This window comes from Streptomyces sp. S063 (assembly GCF_002832675.1).
In the GTDB taxonomy this organism is placed as follows: Bacteria; Actinomycetota; Actinomycetes; order Streptomycetales; family Streptomycetaceae; genus Streptomyces; species Streptomyces sindenensis.
The window spans coordinates 6,552,809-6,571,173 of sequence record NZ_CP021707.1 but is presented as its reverse complement, the minus strand read 5'-3'; the positions used below and the strand labels follow the sequence as shown (position 1 = coordinate 6,571,173).

The following is an 18,365-nucleotide window of genomic DNA, read 5'->3' as shown; positions in this document are numbered from 1 at the left end:
CCGGTAACGCCCCTTCGAACCCTCGGACGGGCTGCACACGACGGTCACCAGCACGATGCCGAGCGGCACCCTCGTCGCGCATCTCCACGACGTGGGCCCGCTCGGCGTCGGCGGACGGGCCGGCGACTCTCCGTGCTTCTTCCCCTGGCAGACGCCGGACCGGCCGTTCCCCGTCGGCCGGAGCTGTTCTCCACGGCCTACGACGTCCCGGCCGGTCACCGGCTCGCCCTGGCGATCGACACCGTCGATCCGCTGTACATCGAGCACAGCCCGACCGGCGCGCAGCTGACCTTCTCCTCGCCCGGCACGGGCCCGAGTCATCTCTCGGTCCCGCCGCGCGAGAAGTGATCACCGACTGCTGCCGGGCGGGCGCTGCCCGGCTACCGCCCTCCCGGCAGCAGCGTCCCCGGTTCGGCCGGAGCCACCCCGACCCCCCTGGTTTTCAGGTTGCGCCGCTGCCTCTTGGCCACCCAGGTGGCGAACCACGAGAGCAGCATGCACATCCCGATGTAGATCGGCGAGATCACCATCACGACGGGGATGAAGGGAAGATCGTAGTCGATATTCGACGCGATCAGCTTTCCGGCGTGGAGGAATTCCTCGTAGGTGATCAGATAGCCGAGCGAGGTGTCCTTCAGCGCGACCACCAGCTGGCTGATGATGGTCGGCAGCATCGCGCGTACCGCCTGGGGTGCGAGGACGTACGTGGTGACCTGGGTCTTGCGCATGCCGAGCGCGTACGCCGCCTCGCGCTGGCCCCGGTCCACCGCGTTGATCCCGGTGCGGAACACCTCCGCGAGAACGGAGCCGTTGTAGAGGGTCAGCCCGGTGACGAGGGCGGGCAGCGGCTGGACCTTCAGCGCCACGAAGATGAAGAAGATCATCACGAGCACGGGCATGGCCCGGAAGAACTCGACCAGCAGGGTGGAGATCCAGCGCAGCACCCGGTGTTCGGAGAGCCGGCCGACGGCGAGGACCGCGCCGAGCGCGAGCGAGAGGACCGCCGCGTACGCGAACGCCTTGAGGGTGTTGCCGAGCCCGCGCAGCAGCAGTTCCTGAATGCCCTTGTACTCGAAGGGTGTCCACTTCTGCGCGGTGAACTGGTCGGTGTCGAAGAGCAGATAGACGATCCAGCCGAGCAGCGCCAGGATCAGGACCGTGGAGGCGATGCCGTACATCAGGTGCCGTCTGCGGGTCACCGGGCCGGGGATGTCGTAGAGCGCGCTGGCCTCGGGCACCGAAGCCCGGGACGGCTTGCGGGTGAGGGTCTTGGTCATCGTGCGACTCCCCAGCGCTTCTCCATCACGTTGAACACCGCGCTGATGGTCAAGGTGATGATCAGGTAGCCGACGGCGATCCAGATGAAGGACCAGATGATGCTGTAGCCGAGTTCGTTGAGCGTCTTGTAGGTGCCGAGGAGCTCGGTGACGCTGAACGCCCCGGCGATGGCGGAGTTCTTCGCCAGCGCGATCAGGGTCGAGCCGACCGGCGGGATCACCGACCGGAACGCCTGCGGCAGGACCACGGTGCTCAGGGTCTGGCCGAAGTTCATGCCGAGGCTGCGGGCTGCCTCGCCCTGGCCCTTGGGCACGGTGTTGATGCCGGAGCGCAGCACCTCGCAGATGAACGCCGAGGTGTAGCAGCCGAGCGCGATGACGGCGAAGAGCTGGAACGGCAGGACGAGGCCGAAGCGGGGCAGGCCCAGCAGGACCGCGAAGAACAGCAGCGTCAGCGGGGTGTTGCGGAGCACGGTGACCCAGACCGTGCCCAGCACCCGGAGGGAGCCGACGGGCGCGACCCGGCAGGAGGCCATCAGGAAACCGAGGACGAGCGCCAGCGCCGAGGCGTAGACGGTCAGTTCGACGGTGCCGAGGAAGCCCTTGCCGTAGAGGGAGAAGTTTTCTGTCAGTACGTCCATGGGTGAGGCGCGTCCCCTCAGGTCGCCGGGTAGCGGTCGATGGGCGGCGGGGTCGGCGCGGGTGCTCCGGAGAGGCCGAGCGTCGCTTCGTACGCCTTCTTCCAGTTGCCGTTCTCCTCGTTGGTCTCCAGGGCGTCGTTGAGGGCGTTGCGCAGGGCGTTGTCGCTGCGCGGTACGCCGATGCCGTACGGCTCCTCCGAGAAGGGTTTGCCGACGACCTTCATCTCGTCGGGCGCCTTGGCGGCGAAGCCCAGCAGGATCGCGTCGTCGGTGGTGACGACGTCGACCTGGTAGGTGAGGAGGTTGTCGACGCAGATCGAGTACGTGTCGTACGCGACAAGGGTCGCCCTGGGGTAGTCGGCCGCGATCCGCTGGTAGGGCGTGGAGCCGGCCGCCGAGCAGACGGTCTTTCCCGCCAGGTCCTGGGGGCCGTTGATGTCGTCCTCGTCGGTGCGCACCAGCAGTCCCTGGCCGGCCATGTAGTACGGCCCGGCGAAGCCGACCAGCTTCTTGCGCATGTCGTTGACGGTGTAGGTGCCGACGTAGTAGTCGATCTGGCCGTTCTGCAGGGCCGTCTCGCGGTTGGCGGAGGCGATCGTGCGGAAGCGGACCGTCTTCGGTTCGAAGCCGAGCGAGGCCGCCATCATGCGGGCGATCTCGATGTCGAACCCGGAGTAGACCCCGCTCGCCGGGTCCTTCTCCCCCAGGTAGGGCTGGTCCTCCTTGGCTCCGACGATCAGATAGCCGCGCCTCTTCGCCTTGGCCCAGGTGCGGGAGTCGGGCAGTTCGAAGCCGGTGTCGACCTGGTACACGGGCAAGGCCTCGGCCTCGGGGCCCTTGACCGGCGGGCTGCCGTCCTTGCCGCAGCCCGCGGCGAGTGCGGCGAGCAGGAGACCGGCCACGAGAGCGGCGGCCCTGCCCGTACGCGTGTTCCTCGTACGCAACACGGAAATCCCCCTCAGTGCTTGAGGATCTTGGACAGGAAGTCCTTGGCGCGGTCGCTCGACGGGGACGTGAAGAAGTCCTCCGGGACGCGGTCCTCGACGACGCAGCCGTCGGCCATGAACACCACGCGGTTGGCGGCGGACCGGGCGAAGCCCATCTCGTGGGTGACGACGATCATCGTCATGCCGTCCCGGGCCAGCTGCTGCATGACCTCCAGGACCTCGTTGATCATCTCCGGGTCGAGCGCCGAGGTCGGCTCGTCGAACAGGAGTGCCTTGGGGTCCATGGCCAAGGCGCGGGCGATGGCCACGCGCTGCTGCTGGCCGCCGGAGAGCTGGGCGGGGAACTTGTCGGCGTGGGCGGCCAGCCCGACCCGCTCCAGCAGTTCGCGGGAGCGCCGGTCGGCCTCGTCCTTCTTGCGCTTGCGGACCTTGAGCTGCGCCAGCGAGACGTTGTCCAGCACGGTCTTGTGGGCGAAGAGGTTGAACGACTGGAAGACCATGCCGACTTCGGCACGGAGCTGGGCCAGGCCCTTGCCCTCCTCGGGGAGGGGTCTGCCGTCGATCGTGATGCTGCCGGACTCGATCGCCTCCAGCCGGTTGATCGCGCGGCACAGGGTCGATTTCCCTGAGCCGGAGGGGCCGATGACCACCACCACCTCCCCGCGGCCGACGGTGAGATTGATGTCCTGAAGTACGTGCAACTCCCCGAAGTGTTTGTTGACGTCCCTCAGTTCGATCAAAGGATCGACGGCCATGCGCTGCCCTACCCACTTGTCGCTGTGTCGAGGTCAGCGCAAACTATCCATCGCGAAAAGGGACTTCGCACCCGACACGCGTAAATGGCGCAAAAGGCTTTTTAACTGGATTAGCCGAGGAGAGCGGCCGCCCTCCGACCCCCGTTCAGTTCTCGGCGGACTCCGCGTACACCTGGGAGAGCTCCGGGCTGCCGGCCATCGCCCAGTCGAGTCCGGCCGAGACGACGTCGATCTCCCGCCCCGACTCCAGACGCACCACGGGCTGACCGCTCGGCCAGATGTCCCACGCGGCACCCGGCACCGTCCGCACGATCACCGTGCCGAGGTAGAGGCCGGCGTCGTTGCCGAGCCAGGGCAGTTCCTCGGGGTCGTCGCGCCAGCGGGGCGGCAGCTGGTCGAGCGCGGTCAACGAGGCGGGGGTGTCGTCGAGTTCGAGTCCTTGCTGCCCCGCCCGGACGCGCAGCAGTTCGCATTCGGCGAGCAGCTCGGCCACACCGTCGGGGTCTGCCTCGACGGCGGCGGCGAGCGTGCCCGACTGCGTACCACCCTGACGCTTACGCCAGTTGTCCAAGAAAGGGATGTTCATACCACTAGGGTCCCATCCCGGCCAGGTTCCGCACCACAGGGCGCGCGGCGTTCACCGGTCCCCCACCCCGCCCCGACCGTGAATCCGAGCGGGTATCTAAGGTGCGTACATGAGTACACAGACCTACCTCGCGGAACTGTTCTCGCTGGAAGGCCGGGTGGCGGTGGTCACCGGCGGCAGCTCCGGCATCGGCCGGGCGATCACCGGCGCCCTGGCCCGGGCCGGCGCGAGCGTCGTCGTGGTGGCCCGCCGGGAGGCCGAGCTGCGGGCGACCGTGGACGAGCTGACCGCCGAGGGCTGCCGGGCCGCCTGGGTGAGCGCGGACCTGAGCACCTCCGAAGGGGTGCGCGTGGGGGCGGAGGAGGCCGCGGCGGCCTTCGGGGAGCCGGACATCCTGGTGAACTGCGCCGGAATCAATCTGCGCCCGCCGATGACCGAGCTGGGCGAGGACGTCTGGGACACCACGATGGCGGTGAACCTGAAGGCGCCGTTCCTGCTGGGGCAGCGGTTCGGGCCGGGCATGGCCGAGCGGGGGTACGGTCGGATCATCCACGTCACGTCGCAGCAGGCGCACCGGGCCTTCGTGAGCAGCGGCGCCTACGGGGTGTCCAAGGGCGGCCTGGAGTCGCTGACCCGCTCGCAGGCCGAGGCGTGGTCGCCGCACGGGGTCACCGTGAACAGCCTGGTGCCCGGGTTCGTGCTGACCCCACTGAACGCGCGCCTCCAGTCGGATCCGGAGAAGGTCGCGTCGCTGGCCGCGCGGACCCTGGTCGGCCGGAACGGGCTCGCGGAGGACTTCGCCGGGGCCGCCGTGTTCCTGGCGGGGCGCTCGTCGGCGTACGTCACCGGGCAGTCGTTGTTCGTGGACGGCGGGTTCTCGGCGCACTGAGCCCGCCGTCCAGGAACGCGGGGCCGCCGGGCCTCAGGACTTCTGCCGGAGAGCCCCGGCCGCCTCGCCCACCGCCCGCTCCACCGCGGCGGTCACGGCCTCCTTGTCCAGGCCGAGACCGGTGAGCACGCCGGAGCCGTCCTCGAACTCCAGCAGGGCCAGCAGGATGTGCTCGGTGCCCACGTAGTTGTGGCCGAGACGCAGCGCCTCGCGGAAGGTCAGCTCCAGGACCTTCTTGGCGTCGGCGTCGTACGGGACCAGCTCGGGCGCCTCGTCCACCGGGGCGGGCAACACGGCGGTCGCCGCTGCCCGCAGCGCCTCCGGCTGCACGCCCTGCCCGACGAGGACGCGGGCGGCGATGGCCTCGGGCTCGGCGAGCAGGCCGAGGATCAGGTGGGCGGGGACGATCTCGGCGTGCCGGGCGGCCTGGGCCTCGTTGTGGGAGGCGACCACCACGTTGCGGGCGCGCGGCGTGAAGCGGTTGAAGCCCTCGTTCGGGTCCAGGTCCGATGAGCCCTCGCCCTTTTTGGGCACGAAGCGCTTCTGGGCGGCCTGGCGGGTGACCCCCATGCTCCGGCCGATATCGGTCCAGGAGGCGCCGGAGCGGCGGGCCTGGTCCACGAAGTGGCCGATGAGGTGGTCGGCCACGTCGCCGAGGTGGTCCGCGGCGAGGACCGCGCCGGAGAGCTGCTCCAGGGCGTCGTCGTTGGTCTTCTTGATGGCCTCGATCAGATCGTCGAGACGTACGGAAGGGGTGACGGGAAGAGGCTGCGTCATGTGACAACCGTAGGTTGACACCTCCCGAGTGTCAACCTTGGGTTGTCACGTGACGCGGCCATCCACCTTCCTATTAACAGGCCCTTGCGCTCACTACCGGCCGGTCTCCGCCCGTCTCCGTCCGGCCCCTGCTGGCTTCCGCTCAGAGGTCGAGGTCGACCACCACGGGAGCGTGGTCGGACGCGCCCTTGCCCTTGCGCTCCTCACGGTCGACGTAACTGTCCTTGACGGCGGCGGTGAACGGCGCGTTGCCGAAGGTCAGGTCGATCCGCATGCCCTTGTTCTTGGGGAACCGCAGCTCGCGGTAGTCCCAGAAGGTGTAGGCGCGGTCGTACTTGAGGGGGCGGGGGTGGACCTCGCTCAGGCCCTCCGCCTCCAGGGCCGCGAGGGCGGCGCGCTCGGCAGGCGTCACATGCGTGGCGCCCTCGAACAGAGCCGGGTCCCAGACGTCCTCGTCGGTCGGGGCCACGTTGAAGTCGCCCAGGACCGCGAAGGGCAGGGACCCGGCGGCGTCCGCCGCCACGGCCTTCCGCAGGGCCTCCAGCCAGCGCAGCTTGTACGCGTAGTGCTCGTGCTCGACCTCGCGGCCGTTGGGCACGTACACCGACCAGAGGCGCAGCGGGCCGCAGGTCGCCGAGATCGCGCGGGGCTCCTGCACCCCGTCGTACTCCGGGCCGCCGGGCAGGCCGCTGACGACGTCGGCGAGGCCGACGCGGGAGAGCAGCGCGACCCCGTTCCACCGGCCCGTGGCGTTGACCGCGGATTCGTACCCCGCCTCGCGCAGGGCTTCGGCGGGGAACTGCTCCGCCGTGCACTTGGTCTCCTGGATGCACAGCACATCGGTGCCGCTGCTCTCCAGCCAGGCGAGAAGCCTCGGCAGCCGGGCGGTGATCGAATTGACGTTATAGGTGGCGATGCGCATGGCAGCCAACCTAGCCGCTCCCACTGACAGCGGCCGCCGGGGTCACAGCTCGGTGGTGCCGCCCGGGGCCAGCCGGCCGTGGTCCGCGCCGCCCAGGGCCCCGATCTGGTTGTCGTAGATCGGACGGGCCAGATCGGTCAGCAGGGCGTCGTGGACGTCGATGGCGCGCCTCGGCTTCACCTCGCGTACGTAGTCGATGACCTCGGAGATCTTGCTCCAGGGGGCCATCACCGGCAGCAGCAGCGTGTCCACGGGGCGCTCGGGGACGGTGAGCGCGTCGCCGGGGTGGAAGACCGAACCGTCCACGAGGAAGCCGACGTTGGTGATCCTGGGGATGTCCGGGTGGATCACCGCGTGCAGCTCGCCGTGCACGGTGACGTCGAATCCGGCGGCGGAGAACGCGTCCCCGTCGCCCACGGTGTGCACCCGGCCCGGGAAGGCGGCCGACAGCTGCTCGGCGACGCTGCGGAGCGTCCAGATCTCGGCCGCCGGGTTGGCCTCCAGGCCCGCGCGCAGCCGTGCCTCGTTGAAGTGGTCCGGGTGCTCGTGCGTCACCAGCATGACGTCCGCGCCGAGCGCCGCGTCGTCCTCGGAGAAGCCTCCGGGATCGATGACCAGGATGCGCCCCTCCTTCTCGATCCGGACGCAGGAGTGGGTCTTCTTGGTGAGGGTGAGTGCCCCGGGCGATACGTTCATGGCTCCATCCTGCTACGCGGGCGGGGTGGTTTCCTCCTGGATCACCTTCTGCGCCACGGCGAACGCGGCTCCGGCGGCCGGGACGCCGCAGTAGACGGCGGTCTGGAGGAGAACTTCCTTGATCTCGACGGGCGTCAGACCGTTGCGCAGGGCGGCCCGGGTGTGCGCGGCCAGGCCCTCCAGATGGCCCGAGGCGACGAGCGCGGTGAGCGTGATGACGCTGCGGGTGCGGCGGTCGAGGCCGTCGCGGCTCCAGACCTCGCCCCAGACGTACCGGGTGACCAGCTCCTGGAAGTCCTCGGTGAAGGCGTCGGCCGTGTCGTTCACCGCGTCGACATGGGCGTCGCCCAGCACCTCGCGACGGACCTTCGTGCCCCGCTCGTGCCGGTCGTCAGGGGACGGCGCGACGGCGTCGGGGGCGGTGGCGGCAGGGGCGATCTCGGCCACCGGGACGAGCGGCACGCTGGGAGCGGCGGGCGCGGTGGCGTGGGGCAGCACGGGGATCGCGGCCGAGGTGTCCTGCTGCCAGGCGGTGGAGAAGTGCATCAGCAGCAGGTCGCTGACGGCGGCGGGCTGCTCGACGGGCGCGAGGTGGGAGGCGCCGGGGACGAGCGCGAGGCGGGCGTCCGGTATCCCTGCGACCAGTGTGCGGGCCTCGGCGGGCCCGGTGACCTGGTCCTCCGCCCCGACCAGCACGAGGGTGGGGACGCCGATCCGGTTCAGGGCGCCGCGGATGTCGAACGCCGCGAGTGCCTCGCAGGCGGCGATGTAGCAGCCGGGGTCGGTGGTGCGGACCATCTGGACGGCCCATTCCACGATGGCGGGTTGCGCGGCGGCGAAGCCGGGGGTGAACCAGCGCTCGGGCGCGGTGCGGGCCATCGGTTCCAACCCGTTGGTGCGGACGATCACCCCGCGCCGGCGGAACTCGTCGGCCGTGCCGAACCGGGGCGACGAGGCGACGAGCGCCAGTGAGGCGACGCGGTGCGGGTGGCGCAGGGCGAGGTCCGCGCCGACCGCCCCGCCGATCGAGCAGCCCGCGTAGCCGAAGCGCTGGACGCCGAGCCCGTCCAGCGTCGCGAGCAGCCGGTCGCCCAGCTCGGCGACGGAGGCGGCGGCGTGGGCGGGCGCGCCGCCGTGGCCGGGCAGGTCGTAGCGGAAGACCCGCCAGTGCTGGGACAGCTCGGGGATCTGGCGATCCCACATGTGCCACGTCGTGCCGAGCGAGGGCCCGATGACCAGGACCGGGGCGTCCTCGGGCCCGTCGAAGCGGTACTGAAGCGTGCGCGGGGAGCCGGTGGGGGCGTGCGGCCCCTGCGGACCGGGCGAGGTCCGCGGACCGGGAGCGGCGGCCTGAGGACCGGGGCCGGCCGGGGCGGCCTGCGGCACAGGGGTGGTGGCCTGAGGAACGGGGGTGGCCTGGGGAACGGGGGTGGCCTGGGGGCCCGGAACAGCCGAAGCTGCCTGCGATACGGGAGTGACCTGCGGGCCGGGCGGGGCCTGCGGGGCGAACGGGCCCTGTGGCGGCGGTGGGGCGAACGGGCCCTCCGGAGCCGACGGGGACGGCGGGGTGAGCGGGGTCGGATCCGGCTGTGCGGCCACGGGGGCCTGCGGGAACCCGGGCGTCCCGTGGCCGGCGGGAGGCGGGAAGGACGACGCCGGATCCGGGAAGGGCTCCGGTGCGGCGGTCGCCGACAGGTGCGCGGCGTCCGGTCCCTGGTGCGGGGCCGGGACCGCCCGGTGAGGCGCTCCGGGATGCGGGGCGGGCCCACCGGGGTGGGGCGCCTGCACGGGCTGCGGGGTCGTCTCGCTCACTTCGCTCACTCGCTCCAGGTTACTGAGCGCCCCTCCGGCCCCTGGTCAGGGGGTCGCCGCCGATACGACATACACGACGGGGCTGGCCGGATCAGTCATGTTGACCACGATGTTCTGGGTGGGGCGCGGCTTCTTGTTGCTGTGCGTGGTACCGGCCCAGTGCTCGCCCGGGCCGAAGGACCAGCCGGTGATCTTGATGTCCCGCGGACTGATGGTGATCCTGTCCGGCTCCAGCGCCGCGCGTCCGGTGCCCACGCCGGTCAGGAAGCGGTCGAGGCCCGCGGAGGTGGTGCGGAACTTCGCGTACATCCGGCTGGCTTTCCAGTTGTTCGTCTCGTAGTACTGAACGCCCTGTCCGTTGCCGGGGATCGGGATCTCGAAGATCCGGCGCTGCATCTTGGAGGGCCAGCCCTCGCGCAGCCCCTGCGCGGCCGCCTCGGTCTCCTTGTCCATGCCCGAGCGGCGGCTCTGGCCCGCCGAGATGAGCAGGTAGCCGGCCGGGATGCCGATCAGCAGCACGATGATCGTGGCGGTGATGAAGCGCCGCTTGAACACGCGCCGGCGGTCCTCGGGCGGTTTGCCCTCGCCGTCGCCCGGCGACTCCGACTGGTGCGGCACCACGGGGTGCTCGGCTTCGATCATGATCAGGTGGTCCCTAGGTGCTGCGGCGACGTGACGAGGCGTACGGAGGGGTGGACGCCGAAGAGGGCGGTCGCGGTTCAGTCGACGGTGCGGGTGGACCGCGTGTTGCGGATGGTGCTCGCCGCCTGGTCGTAGATCTGGGCGTACCGCTCGTACCGCTCGACGCGCCTCCGGTTGGTCCGGCGGAAGCGGCGGGCGACCAGCCGCGCCAGGTCCGCGGCGCCGACCATACCCGCCTCGGGTCCCAGCTGCGCCTTGGCGATCCTCGCCTCGGGGCGATAGCCGCGGCCGGTGAGGTGGCGCTTGAAGGCGTCCCGGGCGGGGTTGATCAGGAGGTCGTCGGCGGCGCTGACGCCGCCCCCGATGACGAAGCAGGAGGGGTCGAGCGCGGCGGCCAGGTTGGCGATGCCGATGCCGAGCCACTGACCGATGTCCTGGAGGAGTTCGATGCACATCGCATCGCCCTCTCGGGCCAGTTCGGTGATGAGCGGCCCGGTGATGTCGGAGACGTTCCCCTTCACCCGGTCCAGCAGATAGTGGGCGACCGGGGAGTCGGCGGCCGCCAGCTCCCTGGCCTCGCGGACGAGGGCGTTGCCGGAGCTGTACTGCTCCCAGCAGCCCCGGTTGCCGCAGGGGCAGCGGTGGCCCGAGGGCACGACCTGCATGTGTCCGAACTCACCGGCCACGCCGTACTTGCCGCGCTTGACCTGGCCGTCCTCCAGGATCGCGCCGCCGATGCCCGTACCGAGGGTGATCATGACCAGGTGGTCCTCGCCGCGGCCCGCGCCGAAGCGCCATTCCGCCCAGGCGGCGGTGTTGGCGTCGTTGTCGACCATGACGGGGACGACGAGGCGGGAGGCGATGGCGTCGCGCAGGGGTTCGTCACGCCAGGCGAGATGGGGGGCGAAGAGGACCTTGGAGCGGTCGGCGTCGACCCAGCCCGCCGCGCCGATGCCCACCGCGTGGACGTCGTGCCGGTCGGAGAGGTCCAGGACCAGCTCGACGATGGTGTCCTCGACGACCTTGGGGCTCTTGGACTTGTCGGGCGTCTCGGTGCGGACCTTCTCCAGGATGTTGCCGTCGGCGTCGACGACGCCCGCCATCACCTTCGTACCGCCGATGTCGATCCCGACCGTGGGGACACGGGGCGCGGACAGGTGCGAGCGGCGTTCCTTGGTGCCGACTGTCTTGAGGACGGTGGCGCGGGCGGAGCCGCGGTGGGCGAAGTCGCGGTACGTGCTCATCGTCCCTGCGGGGTCTGGGGGGCCGGGCCGCTGTCGCGACCGGCGGCGGACGGCGCCCGCCGCGCTCGATTCTGCCACTGCCCGGCCCCGGCGGGCCGACGGGCGGGGTCGGCCCGCCGGGGCGGGTCGTCGGTCAGGATCCTTCTTCGGTCGCCGCGGACGTGCCCGGGAGGGTGGGCGTCGGAGTGCGTTCCAGCTCGTGGCTGAGCTCCTCCAGCTCGCTGCCGCCCGCCATCTGCCGGGTCAGCTCGTCGAGCGTGATGTCGTCCTTGGTGTGGCTGCCGGACATCACTCCGCGCTTGAGGAGGACGAACCGGTCGCCGACGAGGTGGGCGTGGTGCGGGTTGTGCGTGATGAGGACCACGCCGAGGCCGGCGTCGCGGGCGGCCGCCACGTACTTCAGGACCACGCCGGACTGCTTGACGCCGAGGGCGGCGGTGGGCTCGTCCAGGACGAGGACCTTGGCACCGAAGTGGACGGCGCGGGCGATGGCCACGCACTGGCGCTCACCGCCGGACAGGGTGCCGATGGGCTGGTCGACGTCGCGCAGGTCGATGCCCATGCGGAGCAGTTCGGTACGGGTCGTCTCGCGCATCTTGCGGACGTCGAGGCGCTTGAAGGGGCCGACGCCCGTCGTCGGCTCGGAGCCGAGGAAGAAGTTCCGCCAGACCGGCATCAGGGGGACGACGGCGAGGTCCTGGTAGACGGTGGCGATGCCCCGGTCCAGGGCGTCGCGCGGGTTGGCGAGGGTGGTCTCCTCGCCCTCGATGAGGAAGCGTCCGGCGTCGTGACCGTGCAGCCCTGCGATGATCTTGATGAGGGTGGACTTGCCGGCGCCGTTGTCGCCGAGGACGCAGGTGATCTCGCCCGCGTGGACCTCCAGCGAGACGTGCTCCAGGGCTTTGATGTTGCCGTAGAACTTGGACACGTCGGCCAGTTCGACGAGCGGGGTCGTGCTCTTCTCGGACGTGGCCGTCATGACGTCGCCTCCGCGCGCTTGCGCACCCACGCGTTGAGCAGGGTGGCCAGGAGCAGCATCGCTCCCAGGAAGAATTTGAACCAGTCCGGGTTCCACTCGGCGTAGACGATGCCCTTGCTGGTCATGCCGAAGATGAAGGCGCCGACCGCCGAGCCGATCGCGGAGCCGTAGCCGCCGGTGATCAGGCAGCCGCCGATGACGGCGGCGATGATGTACGTCAGCTCGTTGCCGACGCCCTCGCCGGACTGGACGACGTCGTAGCTGAACAGCAGGTGCTGGCCGGAGATCCAGGCGGCGAAGGCGACGCCGAGGTAGAGCCCGATCTTGGTACGGACGACGGGGACGCCGACCGCGCGGGCCGCGTCGGCCTCACCGCCGACCGCGAAGATCCAGTTGCCGAAGCGGGTACGGAGCAGGATCCAGGTGGCGAGCGCGACGAGGGCGATCCACCACAGGATGGTCACCTTGAACTCGACGCCGCCGACGGTCAGCGTGGAGGCGAACAGGGCGTGGGCGGAGTCGAAGCCCTCCATGTCGCCGATGGCCTTGGTGGAGACGGTGCCGCTGATGAGCTTGGTGAAGCCGAGGTTCAGACCGGTCAGCATCAGGAACGTGCCGAGCGTGATGATGAAGCTCGGCAGTTTGGTGCGGGTCAGCATGAAGCCGTTGAACGCGCCGATGGCGAGCGTGACCAGCAGGGACACGAGGACGCCGACCCAGACGTTGGCGGTCATCTGGTAGCTGAACATCGACGAGATCAGCGCGGAGCTGGTCACCAGGACGCCCGCGGAGAGGTCGAACTCGCCGCCGATCATCAGCAGGGCGACCGGGGCGGCCATGATGCCGAGGACCGAGGCCGCGTACAGCACGGTGCCGAAGCTGGACGCCTGGAGGAAGCTGTCGGCGACGATCGCGAAGAACACGAAGACGGCGACCGCGCCGACGACCGAGCCCAGCTCGGGGCGGCCGAGCAGCTTGCGCAGCGGCGAGGCGTGCACGAGCCGCTCGTCGAGCTGCTCCGGGGCGGCGGTGGAGCCGCTCATCGCGTGCCCCGCTTGGTGTAGTCGGCCAGGGCGTCCGCGTCGTCCTTGGTGATGACCTGCGGGCCGGTCAGGACGGGCTGGCCGCCGCCGAGCACGTTGCGGTTGTAGCGGTAGAGCCAGAGCAGGTCGACGGCCTCGTACCCCTGGAGGTAGGGCTGCTGGTCGACGGCGAACCCGAGCTTGTCGGTCTGGAGCCCGGTGGCGACCTTGGCGTTGAGGTCGAAGGTGTCGATCTCGGCCTTGCTGCCCGCCGTCTGCTTGGCCTGGACGGCCGCGTCGGCGAACGGGGCGCCGAGGGTGACGACCGCGTCGATGCTCTTGTCGGACTGGAGCTTGGCCTCGATGGACGCGGTGACGTCGGGCATGTTGGTGCCGTCGACGTACAGGTTCTGCATCGTGCCGTCGAAGGTCTTCTTCGCGCCGGCGCAGCGCTGCTCGTGGCCCACGTTGCCCTGCTCGTGCAGGACGCACAGGGCCTTCTTGCGGTCCCGGTTGTTCAGCTCGTCGCCGACCGCCTCACCGGCGATGGTCTCGTCCTGGCCGATGTGGGTGAGCGCCCCGAACTCCTTCGACTCGGCGGAGCCGGAGTTCACGGTGACGACCGGGATGCCGGCCTTGACGGCCTTGGCGACCACGGCCTTCATCGCGTCCGGCTTGGCCAGCGAGACGATCAGCCCGTCGACCTTCTTGTCGATCGCGGTCTGGACGAGCTGGGCCTGCTGGTTGCCCTCGTCGTTGTGCGAGTAGAGGAAGTTGATGTTGTCCTTGAGGGCCGCCTGTTCGGCGCCCTTCTGGACGATGTCCCAGAAGGTGTCGCCGTCTCCCGAGTGGGTGACCATGGCGAAGGTCCAGCGCGGGGTGTTCACCGCGGCCCGCCCCTCGGCGGCCTCGGCCGCGCGTTCTTCCGCCCGCTTGCCGCCGGTGCTGCTGCATCCCGCGGCCGCCAGCATCACTGCCAGCACGGCGCCCAGTGCGCGTACCCCTGTCCGAACCCTTGCCACGACACCGTGCCCTTCTTCTGCTGTGCGCTTCGCCTGACCGGGCCGGGGGTGTACGGTCCCGGGCCGACTGCCCAGTATCCCCGAGCCCTGCCCAGGGGCCTTGCGCGGGTGGCCGACGGTCACAGGAGCCTGGGCCACGGAGCCGCCGAGCGCAACCCGTGTGCCCGCACCATTGCGGCCCCTCGGCCCGCCCCGGCGCGCCGGGACGGACCTACGGGCGGACCAGGAGCTGGAACTCGAACGCGTACCGCGCCGCCCGGTAGACGTGGGAGCCGAACTCCACCACCCGCCCCGTGCCGTCGTACGTCACCCGCTCCATCGTCAGCAGCGGCGCCCCCGGCTCCTCGTCCAGGGACCGCGCCTCCCCCGCCGCCGCGGCGCGCGCCCCCACCGACTGGCGGGCGCTGTGCAGCGTGATCCCGGCAGCGCGCATCAGCCGGTAGAGGCCGGTGGCCTCCAGCTCCTCGGTGCGCAGGGGCACCAGCCCCGGCGGCAGGTGGTTGCGCAGGAGCGCCATCGGTTCGCCGTGCGCGCTGCGCAGCCGCTCCACGAGGTGGACCTCGCTGCCCTCGGCGACGCCGAGCGCGGCGGCGACCTCGGCCGCGGCCGGTTCCGTCGTGTTGCGCAGGACCGTGGTGGCGGGGCGCTGGCCCGCCGCCTCCAGGTCGTCGTAGAGCGAGCTGAGCTCCAGCGGGCGGCGGACCTGGCTGTGGACGACCTGGGTGCCGACCCCCCTCCGGCGCACCATCAGCCCCTTGTCGACGAGCGTCTGGATGGCCTGGCGGACGGTCGGCCGGGAAAGGCCGAGCCGCGCGGCGAGGTCGATCTCGTTCCCGAGCAGGGCACCGGGGGCCAGCCGGCCCTGCTCCACGGCTGCCTCCAGCTGCTGCGCCAGCTGGAAGTAGAGCGGCACCGGGCTGGTGCGGTCCACGCTCAGCGGCAGCGGCCGGTCGGTTCCATGTGCGGTCACGGGGCGAGCGTAGTTCGCTTGTCCGGACATAGCCATGGCATGGCGTTTGTCAGGACAAACGCTTGACATGGCGACCGGGCGAAGCCACCTTGGGGCCCATGCGCATCGGATTGATCGGAACGGGACGGATCGGCACATTCCATGCGGAGGTGCTGAGCCGCCACCCCGCCGTGGACGCCCTGTTGCTGGCGGACGCGGACCCCGAGCGCGCGGCCGCCGCGGCCGGGCGGACGGGGGCCACGGCCGTCTCCGTCGACGATCTGTTCACGGGTGCGGGCGAGGCCCGGGGCGCGCCCGACGCCGTGGTGATCTGTTCGGCGACCGCCGCGCACGCCGGGCTCATCGCCCGCGCCGCCCGCGCCGGGCTGCCCGCCTTCTGCGAGAAGCCGATCGCCCTGGACCTGCCCGGCACGCTCGCCGCGCTGGCCGAGGTCGAGGCGGCGGGGAGCCTGCTCCAGCTCGGCTTCATGCGGCGCTTCGACGCCGGGTACGGCGAGGCCAGGGACGCCGTGCGGGAGGGGAGGCTCGGCCGGCTGCACACCGTGCGGGCGGTCACCTCCGACCCCGCCCCGCCGCCCGCCGCCTACCTCCCGCTCTCCGGCGGGCTGTACCGCGACTGCCTGGTCCACGACTTCGACATCCTGCGCTGGGTGACGGGCCGCGAGGTGAGCGAGGTGTACGCCACCGGATCGGACACCGGGCCCGCGATGTTCCGGGAGGCCGGGGACGTGGACACGGCCGCGGCCCTGCTCACCCTCGACGACGGGACGCTCGCCACCGCCACCGCGACCCGGTGCAACGGCGCCGGGTACGACGTACGGATGGAGCTGGCCGGCGAGCTGGACCAGATCGCCGTCGGCCTGGACGACCGTACGCCGCTGACCTCGGCCGAGCGCGGCGGCCCCGGCGCCCCGGCGAAGCCCTGGCCGGGCTTCCTGGAGCGGTTCGCCCCGGCGTACGAGGCGGAGCTGGACGCGTTCCTGCGCGTGGCCCGCGGCGAGCTGGCCAATCCGTGCGACGGGCGGGAAGCCCTGCACGCCCTGCGGATCGCCGAGGCGTGCGAGGTCTCCCGCCGCGAACGCCGGCCGGTGGCGATGGGCGAGATCCCCGGCGGCTGAACGGGGCCCGGCCGCCGCTACCAGGCGACCGGAAGGCTCAGCGGCCCGCGCATCAGCATCCCGGTGCGCCAGGTCAGCGTCGCGGGGTCGGCCGTCAGCCGCAGGTCCGGGCAGCGCTCCAGCAGCGACCGGATGGCGGTCCGGGCCTCGATGCGGGCCAGCGGGGCGCCCAGGCAGTAGTGGATGCCGTGCCCGAAGGCGAGGTGGCCCCGGGCGTCCCGGGTGATGTCGAAGCGGTCCCCGCCGGGGTAGCGGTCGGGGTCCCGGTTGGCGTCCGACATCGCGACCAGGACCAGTTCGCCGCCGCCGGGGATCACTGTGCCGGCCACCTCGATCGGCTCGGTGGTGAAGCGGTACGTGGGGGTCTCCACGGGGCCTTCGAACCGCAGGATCTCCTCGACGGCGTTGTCGATCAGGGAGAAGTCCGCTCGCAGGGCGGCCAGTTGATCCGGGTGCGCGAGGAGGTTGTGCACGCCGTTGGTGATGAGGTTGACGGTGGTCTCGTGTCCGGCGACCAGCAGCAGCCAGGCCATGCCGATCAGTTCCTCGCCCGACAGCCGGTCGCCGTCCTCGTCGGCGGTGTGGATCAGCGCGCTCAGCAGGTCCTCGCCGGGCTTCTCGCGCTTGTCGGCCAGCAGGCCGGCGATGTACGCGGTCATGGCCTGGGTGGAGGAGGCGCGCACGGACGGGTCGATGGCGGAGACCGCCTGACCCGACCAGGTACGGAAGTCCTCGCGGTCCAGGAACGGCACGCCGAGCAGCTCGCAGATCACCGACATGGGCAGCGGGAAGGACAGCGCCTCGACGAGGTCGGCCGAGCGGTCCGGAGCCGCGAGCATGGCGTCCAGCAGCTCGTCGGCCATCTCCTGTATCCGTGGCGCCAGTTGCTCCATGCTGCGCGGGGTGAACTCACGGGCGACCAGCTTGCGCAGCCGGGTGTGGTCGGGGGCGTCGGAGCCGAGCATCGAGGAGCCCGCGGACACCTTGCCGACCCCGAGCGTGGGCGAGGCGCGGCTCCAGTGCTTGGAGAGCCGCTGGTCGGCGAGGAGGGCGCGGCCCGGCTCGTACCCGACGACGAGCCAGGCGTCCGCCCCTTCGGGGATCCGGACCCGGTGGACCGGGCCCTTCGCGCGCAGCGCGGCGTAGACCGGGTAGGGATCGCGGGTGAACTGATCGCCGAGGGCGGCGAGATCGACCAGGGGTGCGGTGGTCAACACGGTTCCCTTCTCGATGAGTTGCGGTGCGTCACGACGTCGCGGCGCCCTCGAGGGGCGCCGCGGGCGGGGGCGTCGCGTTCAGCCTAGGGGGCTCCCGCCCTCGCCGTCCGTGTCGAGGAGACCCGCGTCGTGGACCAACAGCGCGATCTGTACCCGGTTGTTGAGTTCGAGTTTGGCGAGAATCCGTGAGACGTGGGTCTTGACGGTGGCGACGCTGAGGTAGAGAGAGGCCGCGATCTCCGCGTTGGAGCCGCCGCGGCCGACGGCGACGGCGACTTCCTGCTCGCGTTCGGCGAGTTGGCCGAAGCGCCTGCGTGCGCGCTCGGTGCGGTCGCCCCGGTCGCCGGACCCGCCGCCGGCGGCGCGGGCCATCAACTGGCGCGTGACGGCGGGCGAGAGGACCGGGTCTCCGGCCGCGACCCGGCGGACCGAGTCGACGATCCGGGCCGGCGGGGTGTCTTTCAGGACGAATCCCGCCGCCCCGGCCCGGATGGCCCGGAGCACCTGTTCGTCGGCGTGGAAGGTGGTGAGGACGACGACTTCGGGGGCGTCGGGCCGACGGCGCAGCCGCTCGGTGGCGGTGAGTCCGTCCATGACCGGCATCCGGATGTCCATCAGGACGACATCGGGACGCAGCCGCTCGACCAGTTCCTCGGCCTCGGCGCCGTCCGCGCCCTCCCCGACGATGTCGATGCCCTGGTCGCCGCCGAGCATCAGGGTCAGTCCCGCACGGACCAGCGGGTCGTCGTCGACGATCAGCAGCCGGACGGGCGCGGAGGAGGCCGGGGGTGGTGTCGGGGACGCCGGGGTGTTCATGGCAGCCACCGTAGCCAGCCGGTACGCGGCGCC

Annotated in this window: 19 protein-coding genes and 1 pseudogene; 3 read left to right on the top strand and 17 right to left on the bottom strand. The window is 71.3% G+C overall.

Annotation, left to right across the window (positions count from 1 at the left end):
- Positions 1–31: 31 nt before the first annotated feature.
- Positions 32–348 (top strand): annotated as a pseudogene (locus CCZ36_RS29870) (CocE/NonD family hydrolase C-terminal non-catalytic domain-containing protein); the annotation flags it as partial.
- A gap of 32 nt (positions 349–380) precedes the next feature.
- Here the strand turns inward: CCZ36_RS29870 and CCZ36_RS29865 are convergent.
- The 5 genes from CCZ36_RS29865 to CCZ36_RS29845 form a co-directional block, all read right to left on the bottom strand.
- Entirely contained in the window at positions 381–1,277 is an 897-nt protein-coding gene (locus CCZ36_RS29865; RefSeq protein ID WP_128818979.1) for an amino acid ABC transporter permease, read from the bottom strand.
- On the bottom strand, positions 1,274–1,918 hold the full coding sequence (locus CCZ36_RS29860; protein ID WP_069736791.1) for an amino acid ABC transporter permease: 645 nt from the start codon (positions 1,916–1,918) through the stop codon (positions 1,274–1,276). The genes CCZ36_RS29865 and CCZ36_RS29860 overlap by 4 nt, the downstream gene beginning before the upstream one ends.
- A gap of 17 nt (positions 1,919–1,935) precedes the next feature.
- Positions 1,936–2,865 carry a glutamate ABC transporter substrate-binding protein gene (locus CCZ36_RS29855; RefSeq protein ID WP_128818978.1) on the bottom strand — a complete coding sequence of 310 codons (930 nt, stop codon included), beginning with the start codon at positions 2,863–2,865 and terminating at the stop codon, positions 1,936–1,938.
- Positions 2,866–2,876: 11 nt separating this feature from the next.
- Positions 2,877–3,620 (bottom strand): amino acid ABC transporter ATP-binding protein, encoded by a 744-nt coding sequence (locus CCZ36_RS29850; protein ID WP_069736789.1) that lies wholly within the window; start codon positions 3,618–3,620, stop codon positions 2,877–2,879.
- Between the two features lie 145 nt (positions 3,621–3,765).
- Positions 3,766–4,206 carry a DUF6278 family protein gene (locus tag CCZ36_RS29845; RefSeq protein WP_069736788.1) on the bottom strand — a complete coding sequence of 147 codons (441 nt, stop codon included), beginning with the start codon at positions 4,204–4,206 and terminating at the stop codon, positions 3,766–3,768.
- Between the two features lie 109 nt (positions 4,207–4,315).
- Between CCZ36_RS29845 and CCZ36_RS29840 the strand changes: the two genes are divergently transcribed.
- Positions 4,316–5,095, top strand: a complete 780-nt coding sequence (locus tag CCZ36_RS29840; RefSeq protein WP_128818977.1) for an SDR family NAD(P)-dependent oxidoreductase — start codon at positions 4,316–4,318, stop codon at positions 5,093–5,095.
- 33 nt (positions 5,096–5,128) lie between these two features.
- Here CCZ36_RS29840 and CCZ36_RS29835 read toward each other — a convergent pair whose 3' ends face one another.
- The 10 genes from CCZ36_RS29835 to CCZ36_RS29790 all read right to left on the bottom strand — a co-directional run bounded on the left by CCZ36_RS29835 (position 5,129) and on the right by CCZ36_RS29790 (position 15,181).
- Positions 5,129–5,872 carry a Clp protease N-terminal domain-containing protein gene (locus CCZ36_RS29835; RefSeq protein WP_069736786.1) on the bottom strand — a complete coding sequence of 248 codons (744 nt, stop codon included), beginning with the start codon at positions 5,870–5,872 and terminating at the stop codon, positions 5,129–5,131.
- A 142-nt stretch (positions 5,873–6,014) separates the two neighbouring features.
- Complete coding sequence (locus tag CCZ36_RS29830; RefSeq protein WP_069736785.1) at positions 6,015–6,794, bottom strand: exodeoxyribonuclease III; 780 nt, start codon at positions 6,792–6,794, stop codon at positions 6,015–6,017.
- Between the two features lie 42 nt (positions 6,795–6,836).
- Positions 6,837–7,490, bottom strand: a complete 654-nt coding sequence (locus CCZ36_RS29825; RefSeq protein WP_069736784.1) for an MBL fold metallo-hydrolase — start codon at positions 7,488–7,490, stop codon at positions 6,837–6,839.
- 12 nt (positions 7,491–7,502) lie between these two features.
- Entirely contained in the window at positions 7,503–8,876 is a 1,374-nt protein-coding gene (gene pcaDC, locus CCZ36_RS29820) for a bifunctional 3-oxoadipate enol-lactonase/4-carboxymuconolactone decarboxylase PcaDC (RefSeq protein ID WP_443069852.1), read from the bottom strand.
- A gap of 471 nt (positions 8,877–9,347) precedes the next feature.
- Positions 9,348–9,944 carry a hypothetical protein gene (locus tag CCZ36_RS29815; protein WP_069736783.1) on the bottom strand — a complete coding sequence of 199 codons (597 nt, stop codon included), beginning with the start codon at positions 9,942–9,944 and terminating at the stop codon, positions 9,348–9,350.
- A gap of 77 nt (positions 9,945–10,021) precedes the next feature.
- A complete protein-coding gene (locus tag CCZ36_RS29810) occupies positions 10,022–11,188 on the bottom strand; it encodes an ROK family glucokinase (RefSeq protein ID WP_069736782.1) in 1,167 nt (388 codons plus the stop codon).
- Positions 11,189–11,321: 133 nt separating this feature from the next.
- The gene (locus CCZ36_RS29805) at positions 11,322–12,167 is read right to left on the bottom strand and encodes an ATP-binding cassette domain-containing protein (RefSeq protein ID WP_069736781.1); all 846 of its coding nucleotides are present in this window, start codon (positions 12,165–12,167) and stop codon (positions 11,322–11,324) included.
- Positions 12,164–13,210 (bottom strand): ABC transporter permease, encoded by a 1,047-nt coding sequence (locus tag CCZ36_RS29800; protein WP_069736780.1) that lies wholly within the window; start codon positions 13,208–13,210, stop codon positions 12,164–12,166. Before CCZ36_RS29800 ends, CCZ36_RS29805 begins: the two co-directional genes overlap by 4 nt.
- Entirely contained in the window at positions 13,207–14,211 is a 1,005-nt protein-coding gene (locus CCZ36_RS29795; protein ID WP_443069826.1) for a sugar ABC transporter substrate-binding protein, read from the bottom strand. The genes CCZ36_RS29800 and CCZ36_RS29795 overlap by 4 nt, the downstream gene beginning before the upstream one ends.
- 211 nt (positions 14,212–14,422) lie before the next feature.
- On the bottom strand, positions 14,423–15,181 hold the full coding sequence (locus CCZ36_RS29790; RefSeq protein ID WP_176734537.1) for a GntR family transcriptional regulator: 759 nt from the start codon (positions 15,179–15,181) through the stop codon (positions 14,423–14,425).
- A gap of 98 nt (positions 15,182–15,279) precedes the next feature.
- On the opposite strand from CCZ36_RS29790, the gene CCZ36_RS29785 reads away from it, so the two are divergent.
- Positions 15,280–16,299, top strand: a complete 1,020-nt coding sequence (locus CCZ36_RS29785; protein WP_128818976.1) for a Gfo/Idh/MocA family protein — start codon at positions 15,280–15,282, stop codon at positions 16,297–16,299.
- A gap of 17 nt (positions 16,300–16,316) precedes the next feature.
- Here CCZ36_RS29785 and CCZ36_RS29780 read toward each other — a convergent pair whose 3' ends face one another.
- Both CCZ36_RS29780 and CCZ36_RS29775 read right to left on the bottom strand, forming a co-directional pair.
- Positions 16,317–17,513 (bottom strand): cytochrome P450 family protein, encoded by a 1,197-nt coding sequence (locus tag CCZ36_RS29780; protein ID WP_128818975.1) that lies wholly within the window; start codon positions 17,511–17,513, stop codon positions 16,317–16,319.
- Positions 17,514–17,594: 81 nt separating this feature from the next.
- Complete coding sequence (locus CCZ36_RS29775; RefSeq protein WP_128818974.1) at positions 17,595–18,332, bottom strand: response regulator transcription factor; 738 nt, start codon at positions 18,330–18,332, stop codon at positions 17,595–17,597.
- Positions 18,333–18,365 lie beyond the last annotated feature (33 nt).